Genomic DNA, 15118 nt, shown 5'->3' with positions numbered 1-15118 from the left:
ACCTCTCGTCTCGTGCTGCCTGTCCTGGGGTTACGTGTGTGGGGGGCCTACCTGTACATGGGGGCCGGCGGCCCGGCGATCCCCGGCAGGTCCGCCTTCAGCCACTTGTCGTACGCCTGCTGCCAGGGGCCCTGCCGGTACTCGACGAGCACCTGGTTGACCCGGCGCACCAGGTCGTCGTTGTGCAGCTTCGCCGCCACTCCGTAGTACTCGGTGGTGAAGGGCCGGCCCTTGAGCTCGACGGCCGGGTCCTGCGCGGCCTGGCCGGCGGCCAGCGCGTTGTCCGTGACCACCGCGTCGACCTCGCCCAGCTGCAGCCGGGCCAGACAGTCCAGCTGGTTGGGCACGGTCAGCAGGTCCGGGTCGTCCTTGGTGCCGTCGCCGACGTCCTTGTAGACCGCGCCGAAGGACTTCTCCTGGAGCGCCTCGAAGGCCGTCGAGCCCTCCGCCGTGCACACCCGCTTGCCGCTCAGCGAGCTGTCGTAGCCGGTGATCGGCGAGGACTTCGGCGCGAGCACCTGCTGACCGGCCTGGAAGTAGGCCGTGGAGAAGGCGACCTGCTGGATGCGCTTGCAGTTGATCGTCATGGTCCGCACCACGAGGTCGACCTTGTCGCCCTCCAGGGCGGCGATCCGCTGGTTGGTCGGAATCGCGCGGAAGATGACCGCGTTCTCGTCGCCGAGGATCGACTTGGCGATGGCCTTCGCCAGGTCGATGTCGAAGCCCTCCAGCTCGCCGGGGGTCTCCTTGACCGAGCCGTCGGGCTGCCGGGTGACCGTCGGCGGCGTGCGGAAGCCCCACTTGTAGCTGTTCTGGTCGACGCCGACGATCAGCTTTCCGCGCTTCTTGATCCGGGTGACCGCCTCTCCGTCGGCGGTCGACGGCGTCAGCGAGGCCTCCGGGTTCTGACAGCTCTCCGCGCTCTCCGCCCGCACCTGCACGCCCTTGCCGACGCCCGGCCCGGGCCCGGGGGACGGCACGGCGCCGTCGGCGGCGGTGCGCGGCAGCGCGAACAGCGCGAGCGCGGCGGTCAGCGAACACGCCACCCCCATCGCGGCCACTCCGCCCCACCCGCGCAGCCGGACCGGCCCGCGCCGCGCGGGCGCGCCGCCGCCCGTGGTGCCCGTGGTGCCCGTGGTGCCCTGCGGGCCGGGGACCGTCCCGGTCGTACGCCCGACGCCGTCCGGCAGCATCCCGCCCCCTCTCACCGGTACTCCGACAGTCTGCGGTTGACGCCGGTCACGGCGCACCCCGCGGCGAGCATGCCGAGGACCGCCGCGCCCAGCGGCAGCCCGGTCAGCGCGTCCCGGCCGCCCTCGGCGGCCAGGGTGAACTCGTCCTGCTCGTGGGACAGCGCCCGGCCGAGCGCCGCGTCGACCCGGTCGAAGGACTCGCCGGTCGAGCCGGTGCGGCCGATCACCTTGTTCATGGCGGCCGTGAAGTCGCCCGCGTCGTCGAGCTGCCGGGCCTGGGCGTGCCGGGAGCGCCACTCCTCCGTACGGGTCGTGGCCTCGGCCACCGGGTCGCGGCCCGCGCCGTCGTCGGCGAGCCGGCCGGCCTCCTCCAGCGCGGCGGTCAGCGTCTTCGCGCTGCTCGTGTAGTCGGCCTCGTACTTGTCGTTCTTGCCGTCCTCGGTGAGCACGGCGCCGCGGCCCACCACGGCCAGGTTCTCGTTGGCGCGGGCCTTCAGGGAGCCGATCCGGGCCTCGTTGAGGACCTGCAGGGACTCCTGGCCGTGCGCCCGGGCGTCGTCGAGGCCGGCGCGGGCGAGCCCGTGGCCGGCCACCAGCCAGAGCAGCGCCACCGCGCAGGCGGTGGTCGCGCCGAGCAGCCCGCGGTTGAACACCCGGTTGGTGCGCAGATAGCTGCGGCGCTGCGCCCAGCCGAGCACGGCGAGCGCGAGCAGTCCGAGGCCGATCGACAGGAACGGCCAGGTGCGGGCCTCGTCGTCGTCCTGGGCGAGGCGCTCGGTCTCCGCCGCGTACAGCCGCTCGGCGGCCGGGAGCAGCTGCTGCGTCATCGTCAGGTTCGCGTAGCGCAGATAGGCGCCGCCGAGCGGCAGACCCTGCCGGTTGGCGGCCCGCGCCCGCTCCACCAGGCCGGTGTAGCGCGGCAGATGCTCGTTGAGCGTGGCGATCTCGCGGCCCGAGCCGCCGTCCGCGTCGGTGCTCGCGGCGGCCTTCACCAGGAGCCGGGAGGCGGTGGCGATGTCGTCCGTGTAGCGCTTGCGGAGCTGGTCGGACTCCTGCGGACCGGCCAGGAAGCCGCTGGCCGCGGTGGCGTCCGCGTCCGCGAGGGAGCGGTAGATGTCGGCGGCGTCCGCGCTCAGCGGCTGGCTGCGGCCCACCACGTCGTCCGCGTACGAGGCGCGGTCGAGGACCTCGTACGCCGTGACGGCGCCGAAGGCGACGACGAGCAGCGCCAGCACGGCGCCGAGGATCCGCAGCCGGCCCGGCTCTGTGGTGGCGGCGCGGCGCAGCGCGGCGCGGGCCTCGGCCCAGGCGCCGGGCCCGTCGGGCGGCGGCGCCGCAGCCGGGCCCAGCCCGGCCTGCCCCGCGGTTCCGCCCTGCGCGGGCACGCCGGAACCCGGCCGCGCGGGCGCGGTGGCGGTGCCCTGCGCCGCCGAGGCGGCGGGCGCGTTCGGCGGGTATGTCACGTGACCTCCCCCTCGGTCTCAGACGTCGACCCGTCCTGCCGGTGGCCGGCGGACGGCTACCACCCGGCCAGCAGTATGGCCGCAGCGCCCGTCCCGTACACCGGGATTGACTCGATCTTGTTCCTATCGTGCCCCATGTCCCCCTGTGCGTCGCAGGCGAACCCCCTTCCTCAGGAACACGAGTGGTGGCCGGAATCGGTTCCACCCCGAACGTCCTCGAACGAGTGAACATGCGTGCGGGGCGCTCCGGGAAGAGCGCCCCGCACACATGCGTCACGTGTGATGCGTCGTACGCCGGCTCAGGCGTAGTGCGCCCGCAGCCGCGCCGCAGCCTCCGCCGGAGCGCCCGCCGCGTCCAGGGCGAGCAGCCCCGCGCCGAGCACCGGCGGCGCCGTCACCACGACCGTCCGCGCCTTCGGCGCCTTCACGGCGAGGAGTTCGGCGATCCGCCCGTCGAGCCGCGGATGCCGGGCGGCCAGCACGCTTCCGCCGAGCACCACCGGCGCCTCCTCGGCGAGCAGCTCAAGCCGGCCGAGCGCGACCGAGGCCAGCGCCACGACCTCGTCGGCGAGCCGGTCCACCAGGGACCGTGCCACCGGGTCGCCCGCCGCGCTCGTACGGAAGAGCACCGGGGTCAGCTCGTGCTTGCGCTCCGGCGGGATCCGGCCCAGGTGCAGGGCCTCGATCAGCGCGTACATGCTGGGCAGCCCGAAGTGCCCGGGCAGGGTGTGCGCGAGCTCGGTCGGCCCGCCCCGCCCGTCCTCGGCGCGCGCCGCGAACCACAGGGCCTCGTCGGCGAGCCCGCCGCCCCCGCCCCAGTCCCCGGAGATCTTCCCGATCGCCGGGAAGCGCGCCGTACGCCCGTCGGGCAGCATGCCGACGCAGTTGATGCCCGCCCCGCACACCACCGCGACACCGCGCGGCTCGTCGACCCCGGCGCGCAGGATCGCGAAGGTGTCGTTCCAGACGTGGACCGCGCCGCCCCAGCCGCGTGCCTCGAGACCGGCCTTCAGACCGGCCTCCTCCACCGGCAGATCGGCGTTCGCCAGACAGGCGGCGACCTGCGCGAACACCGGCTCCACGCCGGCCGCTTCGCACGCCCGCCCGACGATCTCCGCCAGCGCCTCGACCGCCGTCTCCACCCCCACCAACGGCGGCTGGAACCCGCCGCCGCGGGCCCCGCCCAGGACCGTGCCGTCCGGGGCGAGGACCGCGACGTCGGTCTTGCTGTTGCCGGCGTCGATCGCCAGCAGCGCTCCGCTCAGGCCCACGCGAGGTGCTCCCGGTTGTGCGCGATCAGCCGGTCGGTCAGCCCGTCGGCGTACCCGAACTGCCCCACCAGCGGGTGCGCGAGCAGCGCCCGGAACACCCGGTCCCGGCCGCCGCGCAGCGCCGCCTCCAGGGCCAGGTCCTCGTACGCGGTGACGTTGGCGATCAGCCCCGCGTACAGCGGGTCGACCGGCGCCACCGGCAGCGGCACCGCCCCCTGCGGCCCCACCGCGGCCTGCACCTCGATGACGGCGTCGTCCGGCAGGAAGGGCAGCGTGCCGCGGTTGTACGTGTTCACCACCTGGTACGGCGAGCCACCGCCGCCCAGCAGGGACGCGGCCAGGTCCACGGCCGCCTCCGAGTAGAAGGCGCCGCCGCGCCTGGAGAGCAGCTCCGGCTTCTCGTCGAGCGCCGGGTCGCCGTACATCTCCAGGAGCTGCTTCTCCATCGCGGCCACCTCGGCGGCCCGCGAGGGCTTGGTGCGCAGCTCCTCGACGACGGCGTCGTGCGCGTAGAAGTAGCGCAGGTAGTACGAGGGGACGACGCCGAGCCGGTCCACGACGGCGCGCGGCAGCCGCAGGTCGGCGGCGACGGCGTCGCCGTGCTCGGCGAGCAGCCGGGGCAGCACGTTCTCGCCCTCGGGGCCCCCGATCCGTACCCCGGTCTCCCAGGTCAGGTGGTTGAGCCCGACATGGTCGAGGTGCACGTCGGCCGGGGCGACGCCGAGCAGCGCGGCGAACTTGCGCTGGAAGCCGATCGCCACGTTGCACAGGCCGACGGCCTTGTGGCCGGCCTGGAGCAGCGCCCGGGTGACGATGCCGACCGGGTTGGTGAAGTCGATGATCCAGGCGTCCGGGTTGGTCCTGCGGACCCGCTCGGCGATGTCCAGGACCACCGGCACGGTGCGCAGCGCCTTGGCGAGACCGCCGGCGCCGGTGGTCTCCTGGCCGACGCAGCCGCACTCCAGCGGCCAGGTCTCGTCGCGCTCGCGGGCGGCCTGTCCGCCGACCCGCAGCTGGAGCAGCACGGCGTCGGCGCCGTCGACGCCGGCGTCGAGGTCGGAGGTGGTGACGATCCGGCCCTCGTGGCCCTGCTTGGCGAAGATCCGCCGGGCGAGGCCGCCGACCAGGTCGAGGCGGTCGGCGGCCGGGTCGACGAGGACGAGTTCGGTGACGGGCAGGTTGTCGCGCAAGCGCGCGAACCCGTCGATGAGTTCGGGGGTGTAGGTGGAGCCGCCCCCCACGACAGCGAGCTTCATTGAACAGTCAGCCCTTCACTCCGGTCAGTGTGACGCCCTCGACGAATGCCTTCTGGGCGAAGAAGAAGACGAGGATCACGGGGGCCATGACCAGGACGGTCGCGGCCATGGTCAGATTCCAGTCGGTGTGGTGCGCGCCCTTGAAGGACTCCAGGCCGTAGCTGAGGGTCCAGGCGGCCGGGTTCTCGGAGGCGTAGATCTGCGGCCCGAAGTAGTCGTTCCAGGCGGCGAAGAACTGGAAGAGCGCGACGGCCGCGATGCCGGGCTTCGCCATCGGCAGCACGATCCGCAGCAGGGTGCGCAGTTCGCCGCAGCCGTCGACGCGGGCGGCGTCGAGGTATTCGTTCGGGATGGTCAGCAGGAACTGGCGCAGCAGGAAGATGGAGAAGGCGTCGCCGAAGGCCATCGGGATGATCAGCGGCCACAGCGTGCCGGACAGGTCCAGCTGCTTCGCCCAGAACAGGTACATCGGGATGACGACGACCTGCGGCGGCAGCATCATCATCGAGATGACCAGCATCAGCGCCAGCCGGCTGCCGCGGAAGCGGAACTTGGCGAGGGCGTACGCGACCGGGACCGACGACACCACGGTGAGGACGGTGCCGAGGCCGGCGTACAGCAGGGTGTTGCGCCACCAGGTGAGGAAGCCCGGGGTGTCGAGCACCGCCGTGTAGTTGTCCCACTCCCAGGTGGCGGGGACGAGATCGCGGGTGAGCGTCTGCTGGTCGCTCATCAGCGAGGTGAGCAGCACGAAGACGAAGGGGAGGACGAAGAACAGCGCGGCGGCGATGCCGAGCGCGTGCACGGCGATCCAGTGCAGGACCGCCTTGCGGCGGGCGGCGCGGGCGGCCGGGGTGCCGGCGGACTTCCGCTCGGCGGGCGCGAGTTCGGGTGCTTCGAGGGTCTGGCTCATGGTTCAGTCACCTGCCTGGACGAGACCGCCGCGGCGGCGCATGAGCAGCAGGGTGAAGACCATGGCCAGGGCGAAGAGGATCAGGGCGGTGGCGCAGGCGGCGCCGTAGTCGAAGCGCTGGAAGCCGAGGTTGTAGACGAGCTGCGGCAGGGTCAGCGTGGACTTGTCCGGGTAGCCGGGTTCGAAGGACTGTCCGGAGCCGCCGATGACGCCGGAGGCGACCTTCCCGGCCACGAGCGGCTGGGTGTAGTACTGCATCGCCTGGATGATCCCGGTGACCACGGCGAACATCACGATGGGCGAGATGTTCGGCAGCGTGACGTAGCGGAAGCGCTGGAAGGCCGAGGCCCCGTCGAGCTCGGCCGCCTCGTACTGCTCCTTCGGTACGTCGAGCAGCGCGGCCATGAAGATGACCATGAGGTCGCCGACGCCCCACACCGCGAGCATGGTGAGCGCGGGCTTCGACCAGGCGGGGTCGTTGTACCAGGCGGGGGCCGGGACGCCGAGGCCTTCGAGGATCGCGTTGACCGGGCCGGTGCCGGGGTTGAGGAGGAAGACGAAGGCGAGCGTGGCGGCGACCGGCGGGGCCAGGTAGGGCAGGTAGAAGAGGGTCCGGAAGACTCCGGCGCCGGTCTTGATCTTCGTGATGAGCAGGCCGACGCCGAGTCCGAAGACGACCCGGCAGGCGGTCATCACCACGACGAGCCAGAGGGTGTTGCGGAGCGCCGGCCAGAACAGCGGGTAGTCCCGGAAGACGTACGTCCAGTTGGTCAGGCCGCTGAAGGTCGGCGGCCGGAAACCGTCGTAGTCCATGAAGGAGAAGTAGACGGTGGACACGAGGGGGTACGCGAAGAAGACCGCGAACCCGATGAGCCACGGGGAGAGGAAGGCCGCGGTACGAAGCGCCGCGCGCCGGCGCTTCGAGCGGAGGGTGATCGTACTGGTCATCGCGCCTACTTCGCCTTGGCGATGTCGGTGTCGATCTGCTCGGCGGTCTTCTGCAGCCCGCCCTTCAGGTCGGTCACCTCGCCCTTCTCGTACTGCACGGCGAAGTCCTGGAGGGTGTTGAGGTAGGTGGCGCCGTTGACGGCCCCTGCCGCGGTGTTGGACTTCGGGTGCTGCGCGATGTCGAGGAAGGTCTTGAAGCGCGGGTCGAACTTCAGGTTCGGGGACTTCAGCGCCTCGAAGGTGGAGGGGACGTTGCGGATGCCGTTGGCGAAGGCGACGACGGCCTCGGTGTCGGTGGTCATGAACTTGACCAGTTCCCAGGCGGCGTTCTGCTTCTTGCTCTGCGGGGCGATGCCCATGACCGTGCCGGAGAGATAGCCCTTGCCGTAGTCGGCGGCCCGCGCGTCCGGGACGGGCATCGGGGCGACGCCGATGTCGAAGGCGGCCTTGGCGTCGGTGGCCATGCCGAGCCGCCACTCGCCGTCGAGCTGCATGGCGACCTGGCCGGTGTGGAAGGGGTGCTTGGCGCCCCACTCGTCGCCGAAGGTGGTACGGAACTTCTCCAGCTTGGCGTAGCCGCCGAGCTCGTCGACCATCTTCTTCTGCACGGTCATCATCTCGGCCACGCCGGCGTCGCTGCCGACCGTCGACTTGCCACTGGCGTCGAAGTAGGCCGGGCCCCAACTGCCCAGGTAGTGCTCGGTGGTGGTCTCGTAGCCGCGGTAGTTCGGCATGAAGCCGAGCTGCGCGTAGCCGTCGCCCTTGGGCTTGGTGAGCGCCTTGGCCGCGGCGAGCAGCTCGGAGTAGGTCTTCGGGGGCTTCTCGGGGTCGAGACCGGCCGCCTTGAAGGCGGTCTTGTTGTAGTAGAGGCCGTACGCGTCGGTCAGCAGCGGCATCGCGCAGCGCCTGCCCTCGAACTGGGTGTAGTCCAGGAGCGTCTTGGGGATGATCTTGTCGAGCTCCAGCTTGGACTTGGCTATGAAGGGCTGGAGGTCGGCGAAGGCCCCGGACGAGCAGAACTTGCCGATGTTCGACGTGGTGAAGGAGGAGACCACGTCGGGCCCCTTCGAACCGCCGGTGCGCAGCGCCTGGTTGAGCTTGTCGTCGTTGATGTTGCCGACGACGTTCACCTTGATGTTGGGGTGGGCCTTCTCGAAGCGCTTGATGTTGTCGTTGATGGCCTGCACCTCGGAGGGGGCGGACCAGCCGTGCCAGAAGGTGATCGTCGTCTGCGCGTTCGGGTCGTCGGTGGCGCCGTTGTTCGCGGAGCCGGTACAGGCCGCGGCGAAGAGCGCGACGGACGTGGTGGCGGCGAGGGCGGCGGCGAGTCTGCGGTGTCGGCGCAGTGCGGGCATGGCGGAATCTCCCTGGAACGGGGACGGAGGTGTGGTGGGTTTCTGGGGCGGGGTCTACCTGGACGTGTCGAAGACCTCGTCGCGGGTGGCGGCGAGGGCGGATTCGAGGGCGCCGCGGAGCACCGGGTCGCGGTCGACGGCGGCGAGGACGAGCCGGGGCCGGGAGGCGGCCAGATCGGCGAGCTGGGCCTGGACGCGGGAGCGCAGCGGCTCGCCGCCGGGGCTGATGGCGAGGCCGGACAGCACGATCAGCTCGGGGTCGAGCACGGCGACGAGGGCGGCGAGCCCGGTGGCCAGGCGCTCGGCGTAGGTGTCGAGGAGCGCGGCGTACCGCTCGTCCTCGCCGTGCCGCTCGGCGGCCTCGGCGAGCAGCCGGGCCGCGGTCTCGACGTACGGCTGCTCGCGGGTGTCGATCCCGCAGGCCTTGGCGATCCGGGGCACCGACTGCACGCCGGCGAGCTCCTGGAAGCCGCCGGAGTTGGCCTTGGCGACCTGCCGTACGAGCGGGGTGCCGGGCACCGGCAGGAAGCCGACCTCGCCGGCGCCGCCGGTGAACCCGCGGTGCAGCCGCCCGCCGAGGACGAGCGCGGCGCCGACACCGCCCTCGTTCCACAGCAGCACGAAGTTCTCGTGGTCGCGGGCGGCGCCGAGGCGCTGCTCGGCGAGGGCGACCAGGTTGACGTCGTTCTCGTACTCGAACGGCATCGGCAGCGCGACGGCCAGCTCTTCGAGCAGCGTGGGGGAGTGCCAGCCGGGCAGGTGCGAGGCGTACCGCAGCCGCCCGGTCGCCGGGTCGAAGGCGCCGGGCGTGCCGATGACCACGCGGTGTACGTCCCCGAGGGCGAGCCCGGCGGCCTTGACGGCCCCGTCGAGCGCGTCGACCACCTGCCGCACCACGTCCTCGGCCCCGCGCCCGGGCGACGCCACCTCGAACTCCCCGATCACGGTCCCGGTCACATCGGCGACCGCCGCGCGGATCCCCTCGGGCGTGACGTCGAGCCCGGCGGCGTACGCGGCCCGCGGATTCACCCCGTACAACTGCGCGTTCGGCCCCGGCCGCCCCTCGGTCGTCCCGGTCACCACGACGAGCCCGGCGGCTTCGAGCCGGGCGAGCAACTGCGACGCGGTCGGCTTCGACAACCCGGTCAGCTTCCCGATCCGCGTCCGCGACAACGGCCCGTGCGCGAGCAGCAGATCCAGCGCGGCCCGATCATTCATGGCCCGCAACACCCGCGGCGTCCCGGGCGTCCCGGCTGCTCCCGTACTCGTACCGGCCACGACGCCCACCTGTCTGTGTACTGTTAGGAAGGTTTCCTATTGTGTTGGGAGGAAGGTAAGGCCGGCGTCACCGGGGCGTCAAGGGTTGTGTCGGGGGAGGGGGGTGTGCGTGTATCCGCACTCGGAGGACGAGGACGCGGGGTGCCTGCGCTGGGTGATGGGCGTGCCGCTGGTGATGCTGCACGTGATCGCGGCGGCGTTCCTGTGCGTGGCGCTCGCCGTTCAACCGGGCGGCCCGTGGGACCACGACGCCTACACCGGCATCGCCATGGCGTGCCTCACCACCGTCCTCACGAACGCCCTCGCCCTCGCGATCACGGTTCTCCCACCCACCGTTCGCCGCGCGATGGGCCCATGGTGGCTGGCGCCGCCGCTGGTGATGGGCGCGGTGGCGCTGGTGCGGTGGGCGTTGGTGTCCCGGGGCGGGGGCGGGTGGTTCTGAGGCCGCCTCGGGGTGGTCAGGCGGCCTGGGCCTCGAACCTTATGGCCGGGCTCGGCCCGGGGATGAGGCGCACCTCGGCGTGCAGGGCCTCGGCCAGGCGCTCGATCAGCTCCAGGGAGGGCTCGGTGCCCCCCTCCTCGATGCGCTCGATCTCGTCCGGCTCCATCCCCGCCAGCGCGGCGAGGCGCTCCACGCTCAGGGCGCGCTCGATGCGGCAGTCGTACACGGCGAGGCCGAAGGCGAGACGCTTCCGGATGGCCGCACGCTCGGGGTCGTCGCCAGGGGCCCGGTCGCGGAGCCAGCGCAGTGGGCGGTCGTGCTGTACCCGCTCATACCGTCCTCCTGTAGGTGTCCGCCGCCGTCCCGTGATCGCGTTCGCAGACCTTCCGGGCTCCTCGCGCCCGTTGTACCTCATCCTCTTCGTGCTGGCGCGTCTTGCGGAATACGGTCAGGAACACCACCCTCCCGGGGGCGAACCAGTACGTCACCCGCGCGGCCACCGCACCGTCCCTGATGCGTACCCGCAGTTCCCACACGCCGCCACCGAGGGGCTTCGCGAGCGCCCCGGGCATGTCCGTGCCGCATGCGGCGAGCATTCCGGTTCGTGCAGGCTCACGAGCTCCCCTCCTCGAGAGGCACCACGACGGACGGATACGCCCGTCGTGGTCCGGGCCGTCCTGCCGGGCATCACCGGGGGGTGGAGAACTCTTTGATCGTCATCTTCGGCGGGTCGTGCGGGTGGTTGCGGATCTCCACCACGCAGTCCACGGCCGCCGATTCGTCGCGCTGCGGCCCCACCCCCATGTACTGGTCGAACCACTCGACGAGCGCCGCGCAGGAGGGGCAGTTGGGGGCCGGCTCGGGGCGGGGGCGGAGGCCGTGGTCGGCGGACAGCACGTAGGCCGTGCGCGGGACGGGGGTGGTGAGGACGCGGATACGGGCCCACTCGTCCTCCGTGGGCGGCCGCAGGTCCGCCGGCGCCGCGGTCCACTCGATCCCGCCGCCCGGCGGGCGCAGGTAGAGGGTGCCGCCTTCGTGCGCGGTGACCTCGCCGAGGTGGGGCGTTCCGTTGCTGGCGTCGGCGACGAAGGAGCCGAGGGCGGGGGAGGGTTCGGGCATGACGGTGCCTCTCTGTAGCGAATCCACTACCGGGGGTCGCCAGCGTGTCGTAGGGTCGAGTCCCCCTTCAACTGGGCAGACCCGAAGGAAGAGTTGTGGTCAATCGCAAGGAATTACGCCCGGAGGACGGCCCGCGTGCGGCTTACGGTGCGCATCTGCGCAGGCTGCGGGAGCGCCGGAGCTGGACACAGGAGGAACTGGCGGGGCGGACGAGCTACTCCAGTCAGCACGTCTCTGCGGTGGAAACTGCCCGCAAACCGCCGACCCTCCCTTTCTCGCGGGAGCTCGATCAGGTCTTCGGCACGGTCGGGACGGCGGACTCGCTGGAACGCCTGTGGAGCGAGATGCGGTACGGCAACCTGCTGGAGGGCTTCTCGGAATACGTCGCCTACGAGGGTCGGGCGGTCGAGATCCGGTCGTTCCATCTCGGGATCATTCCGGGGCTGTTGCAGACACCGGGGTACGCGCAAGCGCTCGCGAACAGCCACGTGCGGCGCGGCTCCCTCACGCAGCAACAGGCGGACGAGCGCGTCGCGTTCCTCATGGAGCGGCAGGGGGCGCTGGTGAAGGATCGCCCGCCCATGCTGCTCGTGGTGATGGACGAGAGCTGCATCCGTCGCCCTGTTGGCGGTCCCGACGCCATGCGGGCGCAGTTGGAGCGGCTGGTCGAGTTCGCCGAGTTACCGAACAGCGTGTTCCAGGTGGCGCCGTACGAGATGGGCGAGCGGCGCCCGTTCGACCTCCCGGTCAACCTGCTTACGCTGGCCGACCGTTCGATGATCGCGTACGCGGAGACCCACGCGCAGGGGCATGTCGAGCGGGAGCGCACAGCGGTGGTGTCCCTCTTGACGACCTACCATCAACTCCAGGCGGAATGCCTCTCCCAGGCAGACTCCGTAGCCATGGTCGAGCAGGTACGAAAGGGCATGTCATGACGACCGAGTCCCCCCGTTGGTACAAGTCCTCCTACAGCAACAACGGCGAGTGCATCGAGGTCGCCACCAACCTCGCCGCCCCCCACAACACCGTCCCCGTCCGCGACTCCAAGCGCACCGACGGTCCCGTCCTCGGCCTCTCCGTCGCCGCGTTCTCCGCCTTCGTCGCGAGCGTCAAGGGCGGCCGGCTCGGTCGCTGACTACTGCCAGAAGATCTCTTCGACGGTGACCTGGGGGTCTGCGGAGCGGCGGACGAAGGTGTACCGGAGCCAGCCCCGGCCGCCGTCGAAAGAGCAGATGTGCGCGCCGTCAGGCACGGTCGAGCGGCTCGGCTCGATCCAGCAGCCGGCGGGGAGGTCCGGCAGATTATCGATGCCCCGGAAGTAGGGGTCCTTGACCGTGATCAGTTCGGCGCGGACGGCGTCCACGAGATCGCGTACGGCTTCGGGGAAGGCGTCCCGGTCCGCGCGTGCCGAGCGGACCCAGTCCATCTGCCAGGGTGGGCCGAGGAATTCGCTGCTCACCGGCCGGGTTCCGCCTTGCTCGCCTCGCGGCGGAGATGCGCGGCCTGTTCCAGGAGGGCCGTGGCGGTCGCGTTGTCGGCAGAGCCAGCGGCCTCGGCCTCCAGGTCCAGGACGCGACGGTCGAGTTCCGGGTCGCGGGCCAGCGCGAATTCCGTCCACCAGCGGGCCATGAAGGCGGGCACGGGCGCGAGGTCGTAGGTGTCGGCGATCGCGCGCTTCCAGTGCGCGTCGAAGTCGGCGAGGAGTTGCGGCGTGTACTCGGCGATGGCGGCGCGCAGCGCCTTCGGGCTCCGCTCGGGCATGGGCGGGACGCCGGACGGCCGCGGGGCGGTGGTCATGCCGCCGCCTGGGTGCGCGGAGTGTCGCTCATGACGTGAGCGTGCACCCCACTCCCGAGGAAATGCAAGCCGCCTTGGCCAGCCGCCCTGCATAGCGAGGGGCGCCCCGCCGTCGCCACGGCCGGGCGCCCCTTTCGCGTACCGCAGCGGCGGGCTACTTGTTCAGGTCCGGCTTCGGCAGCGGCGTCGCCGCCGCAGACTGCGGCGAGGCCGGGGAGGCGAAGGCCGAGGGGGCCGACATGCCGGCCGTCGGGTCGGTGGGCTTGGGCTCGTCGGCCTGGGGCGGGATGCCGCCGACGATGCGGATGCCGGCGGCGTCGAGGGCGCGCTTGATGCGCCAGCGGAGTTCGCGTTCGACGCCGAGCTTCTTGCCGGGCATGGTCTTGGCGTTGACGCGGATGGTCATGGAGTCGAGCAGGACCTCCGTCAGGCCCAGGATCTCGACGGGGCCCCAGAGGCGCTCGTTCCAGGGCTCGTCCTTGGACATGGACTCGGTGGCCTCGGTGATCACCGCGCTCACCCGGTCCAGGTCCTCGGCGGGGCGTACGGTGACGTCGACGGCGGCCGTGGCCCAGCCCTGGCTGAGGTTGCCGATGCGCTTGATCTCGCCGTTGCGCACGTACCAGATCTCGCCGTCGACACCGCGCAGCTTGGTGACGCGCAGGCCGACCTCGATGACCTCGCCGGAGGCGACGCCCGCGTCGACGGAGTCGCCGACGCCGTACTGGTCCTCAAGGATCATGAAGACGCCGGAGAGGAAGTCCGTCACCAGGTTCCGCGCGCCGAAGCCGATCGCGACACCCGCCACACCGGCGGACGCGAGCAGCGGTGCCAGGTCGATCTTGAAGGCGCCGAGGATCATCAGGCCGGCGGTGCCGAGGATCAGGAAGGAGGCGACGGACCGGAGCACGGAGCCGATCGCCTCGGAGCGCTGGCGGCGGCGCTCGGCGTTGACGAGGAGGCCGCCGAGGGCGGTGCCCTCGACCGCCTGGGCCGAGCGGTTCATGCGGTCTATCAGCTTGGTCAGGGCCTTGCGGACCAGCATCCGCAGGGTGAAGGCGACGACCAGGATGAGGACGATCTTCAGTCCGGTGTTCAGCCAGGTGGACCAGTTCTGCTCCACCCACCCCGCGGCGTTCGTCGCCTTCTCCGCCGCCTCGTCCAGTGTCACCGGGACATTCGTCGGATCGTCGGCGCCGGCGGCTCGCAGGGCGGACCAGGACAGGGGCGGCACGAGGGGACCTCCAGGCAGGCGTTCGCGGTTCATCCACACTAGCGGGGGCAGGGGGGTGCCCCCGTTGACGTGTGCACACAGGTGCACCAGGAAAGACGGCCCACATGCGGGGATGACTCCCGCCGAGCGGCGGATGTGGTCGAGAACACCTCAGGACCATTACGTATACGTGGTGGCGCACCGGCCCGCTGTGAGGAGAGACTGAGAGCAGTTTCGTCCCGGCGCGAGCCACGCGCCGCCGGCGTCATAGGAGGCATCCGTGCCGCATGTCCTGGTCCTCAACGCGTCGTACGAGCCGCTCGGCGTCGTACCGCTCCGCCGCGCGCTCGTCCTCGTCCTGGAGAACAAGGCACTCTGCCTCGAGGAATCCGGCGCCTTCATGCACAGCGAGAGCCGTGTCGTCGCCGCGCCCAGTGTGGTGCGGCTGAAGCGGTTCGTGCGGGTCCCCTACCGGGGGCCCGTTCCCTTGACCCGCAGAGCCCTGTTCGCCCGCGACGGCGGGCGCTGCGTGTACTGCGGTGGCGTCGCAACCAGCGTCGACCACGTCGTTCCGCGCAGCCGCGGGGGGACGCACGCCTGGGACAACGTCGTGGCGGCCTGCCGCCGCTGCAACCACGTCAAGGCCGACCGGCACCTGCGCGAGCTGGGCTGGCGGCTGCACCACCAACCCGCGCCGCCGACCGGCCTGGCCTGGCGGATCATCGGCACCGGCCATCGCGACCCACGCTGGCTGCCGTACCTCCAGCCGTACGGCGCCGACGACGTCCTGGCCCGGATCGACTCCGTCGCCACCGCCTCCCCGCAGGAGGCCGTGACGACGGGTTGAGCCGGGCCTTTCGCGTACGAGAG

General features: G+C 71.7%; 18 protein-coding genes. 4 read left to right on the top strand and 14 right to left on the bottom strand.

Annotated features, from left to right (window positions below; translation table 11 throughout):
* Positions 1–47 precede the first annotated feature (47 nt).
* From KV205_RS05095 to KV205_RS05060, 8 genes are all read right to left on the bottom strand, one after another.
* On the bottom strand, positions 48–1193 hold the full coding sequence (locus KV205_RS05095; protein ID WP_265862481.1) for a glutamate ABC transporter substrate-binding protein: 1146 nt from the start codon (positions 1191–1193) through the stop codon (positions 48–50).
* An 11-nt stretch (positions 1194–1204) separates the two neighbouring features.
* A complete protein-coding gene (locus KV205_RS05090; protein ID WP_374214624.1) occupies positions 1205–2656 on the bottom strand; it encodes a hypothetical protein in 1452 nt (483 codons plus the stop codon).
* Between the two features lie 299 nt (positions 2657–2955).
* A complete protein-coding gene (locus KV205_RS05085; RefSeq protein ID WP_265862479.1) occupies positions 2956–3927 on the bottom strand; it encodes a BadF/BadG/BcrA/BcrD ATPase family protein in 972 nt (323 codons plus the stop codon).
* Positions 3918–5183, bottom strand: a complete 1266-nt coding sequence (locus tag KV205_RS05080; RefSeq protein WP_265862477.1) for a 6-phospho-beta-glucosidase — start codon at positions 5181–5183, stop codon at positions 3918–3920. The genes KV205_RS05085 and KV205_RS05080 overlap by 10 nt, the downstream gene beginning before the upstream one ends.
* Before the next feature lie 7 nt (positions 5184–5190).
* Positions 5191–6096: a carbohydrate ABC transporter permease gene (locus tag KV205_RS05075; RefSeq protein ID WP_265862475.1), complete on the bottom strand. Its 906-nt coding sequence runs from the start codon at positions 6094–6096 to the stop codon at positions 5191–5193.
* Positions 6097–6099: 3 nt separating this feature from the next.
* Positions 6100–7044, bottom strand: coding sequence for a carbohydrate ABC transporter permease (locus KV205_RS05070; protein ID WP_265862474.1), 945 nt, complete (start codon positions 7042–7044; stop codon positions 6100–6102).
* 5 nt (positions 7045–7049) lie between these two features.
* Complete coding sequence (locus KV205_RS05065) at positions 7050–8399, bottom strand: ABC transporter substrate-binding protein (RefSeq protein WP_265862473.1); 1350 nt, start codon at positions 8397–8399, stop codon at positions 7050–7052.
* 54 nt (positions 8400–8453) lie between these two features.
* Positions 8454–9617 carry an ROK family transcriptional regulator gene (locus KV205_RS05060; RefSeq protein ID WP_265862471.1) on the bottom strand — a complete coding sequence of 388 codons (1164 nt, stop codon included), beginning with the start codon at positions 9615–9617 and terminating at the stop codon, positions 8454–8456.
* Between the two features lie 169 nt (positions 9618–9786).
* On the opposite strand from KV205_RS05060, the gene KV205_RS05055 reads away from it, so the two are divergent.
* A complete protein-coding gene (locus KV205_RS05055; protein ID WP_265862468.1) occupies positions 9787–10119 on the top strand; it encodes a hypothetical protein in 333 nt (110 codons plus the stop codon).
* A 16-nt stretch (positions 10120–10135) separates the two neighbouring features.
* Here KV205_RS05055 and KV205_RS05050 read toward each other — a convergent pair whose 3' ends face one another.
* The 3 genes from KV205_RS05050 to KV205_RS05040 form a co-directional block, all read right to left on the bottom strand.
* Complete coding sequence (locus KV205_RS05050) at positions 10136–10534, bottom strand: helix-turn-helix domain-containing protein (RefSeq protein ID WP_265862466.1); 399 nt, start codon at positions 10532–10534, stop codon at positions 10136–10138.
* Positions 10449–10691 (bottom strand): type II toxin-antitoxin system RelE/ParE family toxin, encoded by a 243-nt coding sequence (locus KV205_RS05045; protein WP_265862743.1) that lies wholly within the window; start codon positions 10689–10691, stop codon positions 10449–10451. The genes KV205_RS05050 and KV205_RS05045 overlap by 86 nt, the downstream gene beginning before the upstream one ends.
* A gap of 115 nt (positions 10692–10806) precedes the next feature.
* Complete coding sequence (locus KV205_RS05040; RefSeq protein WP_265862464.1) at positions 10807–11238, bottom strand: hypothetical protein; 432 nt, start codon at positions 11236–11238, stop codon at positions 10807–10809.
* 95 nt (positions 11239–11333) lie between these two features.
* Between KV205_RS05040 and KV205_RS05035 the strand changes: the two genes are divergently transcribed.
* Positions 11334–12173, top strand: a complete 840-nt coding sequence (locus KV205_RS05035) for a helix-turn-helix transcriptional regulator (RefSeq protein ID WP_265862462.1) — start codon at positions 11334–11336, stop codon at positions 12171–12173.
* A complete protein-coding gene (locus KV205_RS05030; RefSeq protein ID WP_265862459.1) occupies positions 12170–12373 on the top strand; it encodes a DUF397 domain-containing protein in 204 nt (67 codons plus the stop codon). Before KV205_RS05035 ends, KV205_RS05030 begins: the two co-directional genes overlap by 4 nt.
* On the opposite strand, the gene KV205_RS05025 is transcribed toward KV205_RS05030, so the two are convergent.
* The 3 genes from KV205_RS05025 to KV205_RS05015 all read right to left on the bottom strand — a co-directional run bounded on the left by KV205_RS05025 (position 12374) and on the right by KV205_RS05015 (position 14302).
* Positions 12374–12697 carry a hypothetical protein gene (locus tag KV205_RS05025; protein ID WP_265862457.1) on the bottom strand — a complete coding sequence of 108 codons (324 nt, stop codon included), beginning with the start codon at positions 12695–12697 and terminating at the stop codon, positions 12374–12376. It abuts the gene before it with no gap.
* The gene (locus KV205_RS05020; RefSeq protein WP_265862455.1) at positions 12694–13035 is read right to left on the bottom strand and encodes a DUF6247 family protein; all 342 of its coding nucleotides are present in this window, start codon (positions 13033–13035) and stop codon (positions 12694–12696) included. Before KV205_RS05020 ends, KV205_RS05025 begins: the two co-directional genes overlap by 4 nt.
* A gap of 154 nt (positions 13036–13189) precedes the next feature.
* A complete protein-coding gene (locus tag KV205_RS05015) occupies positions 13190–14302 on the bottom strand; it encodes a mechanosensitive ion channel family protein (protein ID WP_265862454.1) in 1113 nt (370 codons plus the stop codon).
* 226 nt (positions 14303–14528) lie between these two features.
* On the opposite strand from KV205_RS05015, the gene KV205_RS05010 reads away from it, so the two are divergent.
* Positions 14529–15095: an HNH endonuclease gene (locus KV205_RS05010; RefSeq protein ID WP_265862453.1), complete on the top strand. Its 567-nt coding sequence runs from the start codon at positions 14529–14531 to the stop codon at positions 15093–15095.
* Positions 15096–15118 lie beyond the last annotated feature (23 nt).

The organism is Streptomyces sp. SKN60, assembly GCF_026236535.1.
Taxonomy (GTDB): domain Bacteria; phylum Actinomycetota; class Actinomycetes; order Streptomycetales; family Streptomycetaceae; genus Streptomyces.
This window is presented reverse-complemented; position numbering and strand designations above follow the sequence as displayed.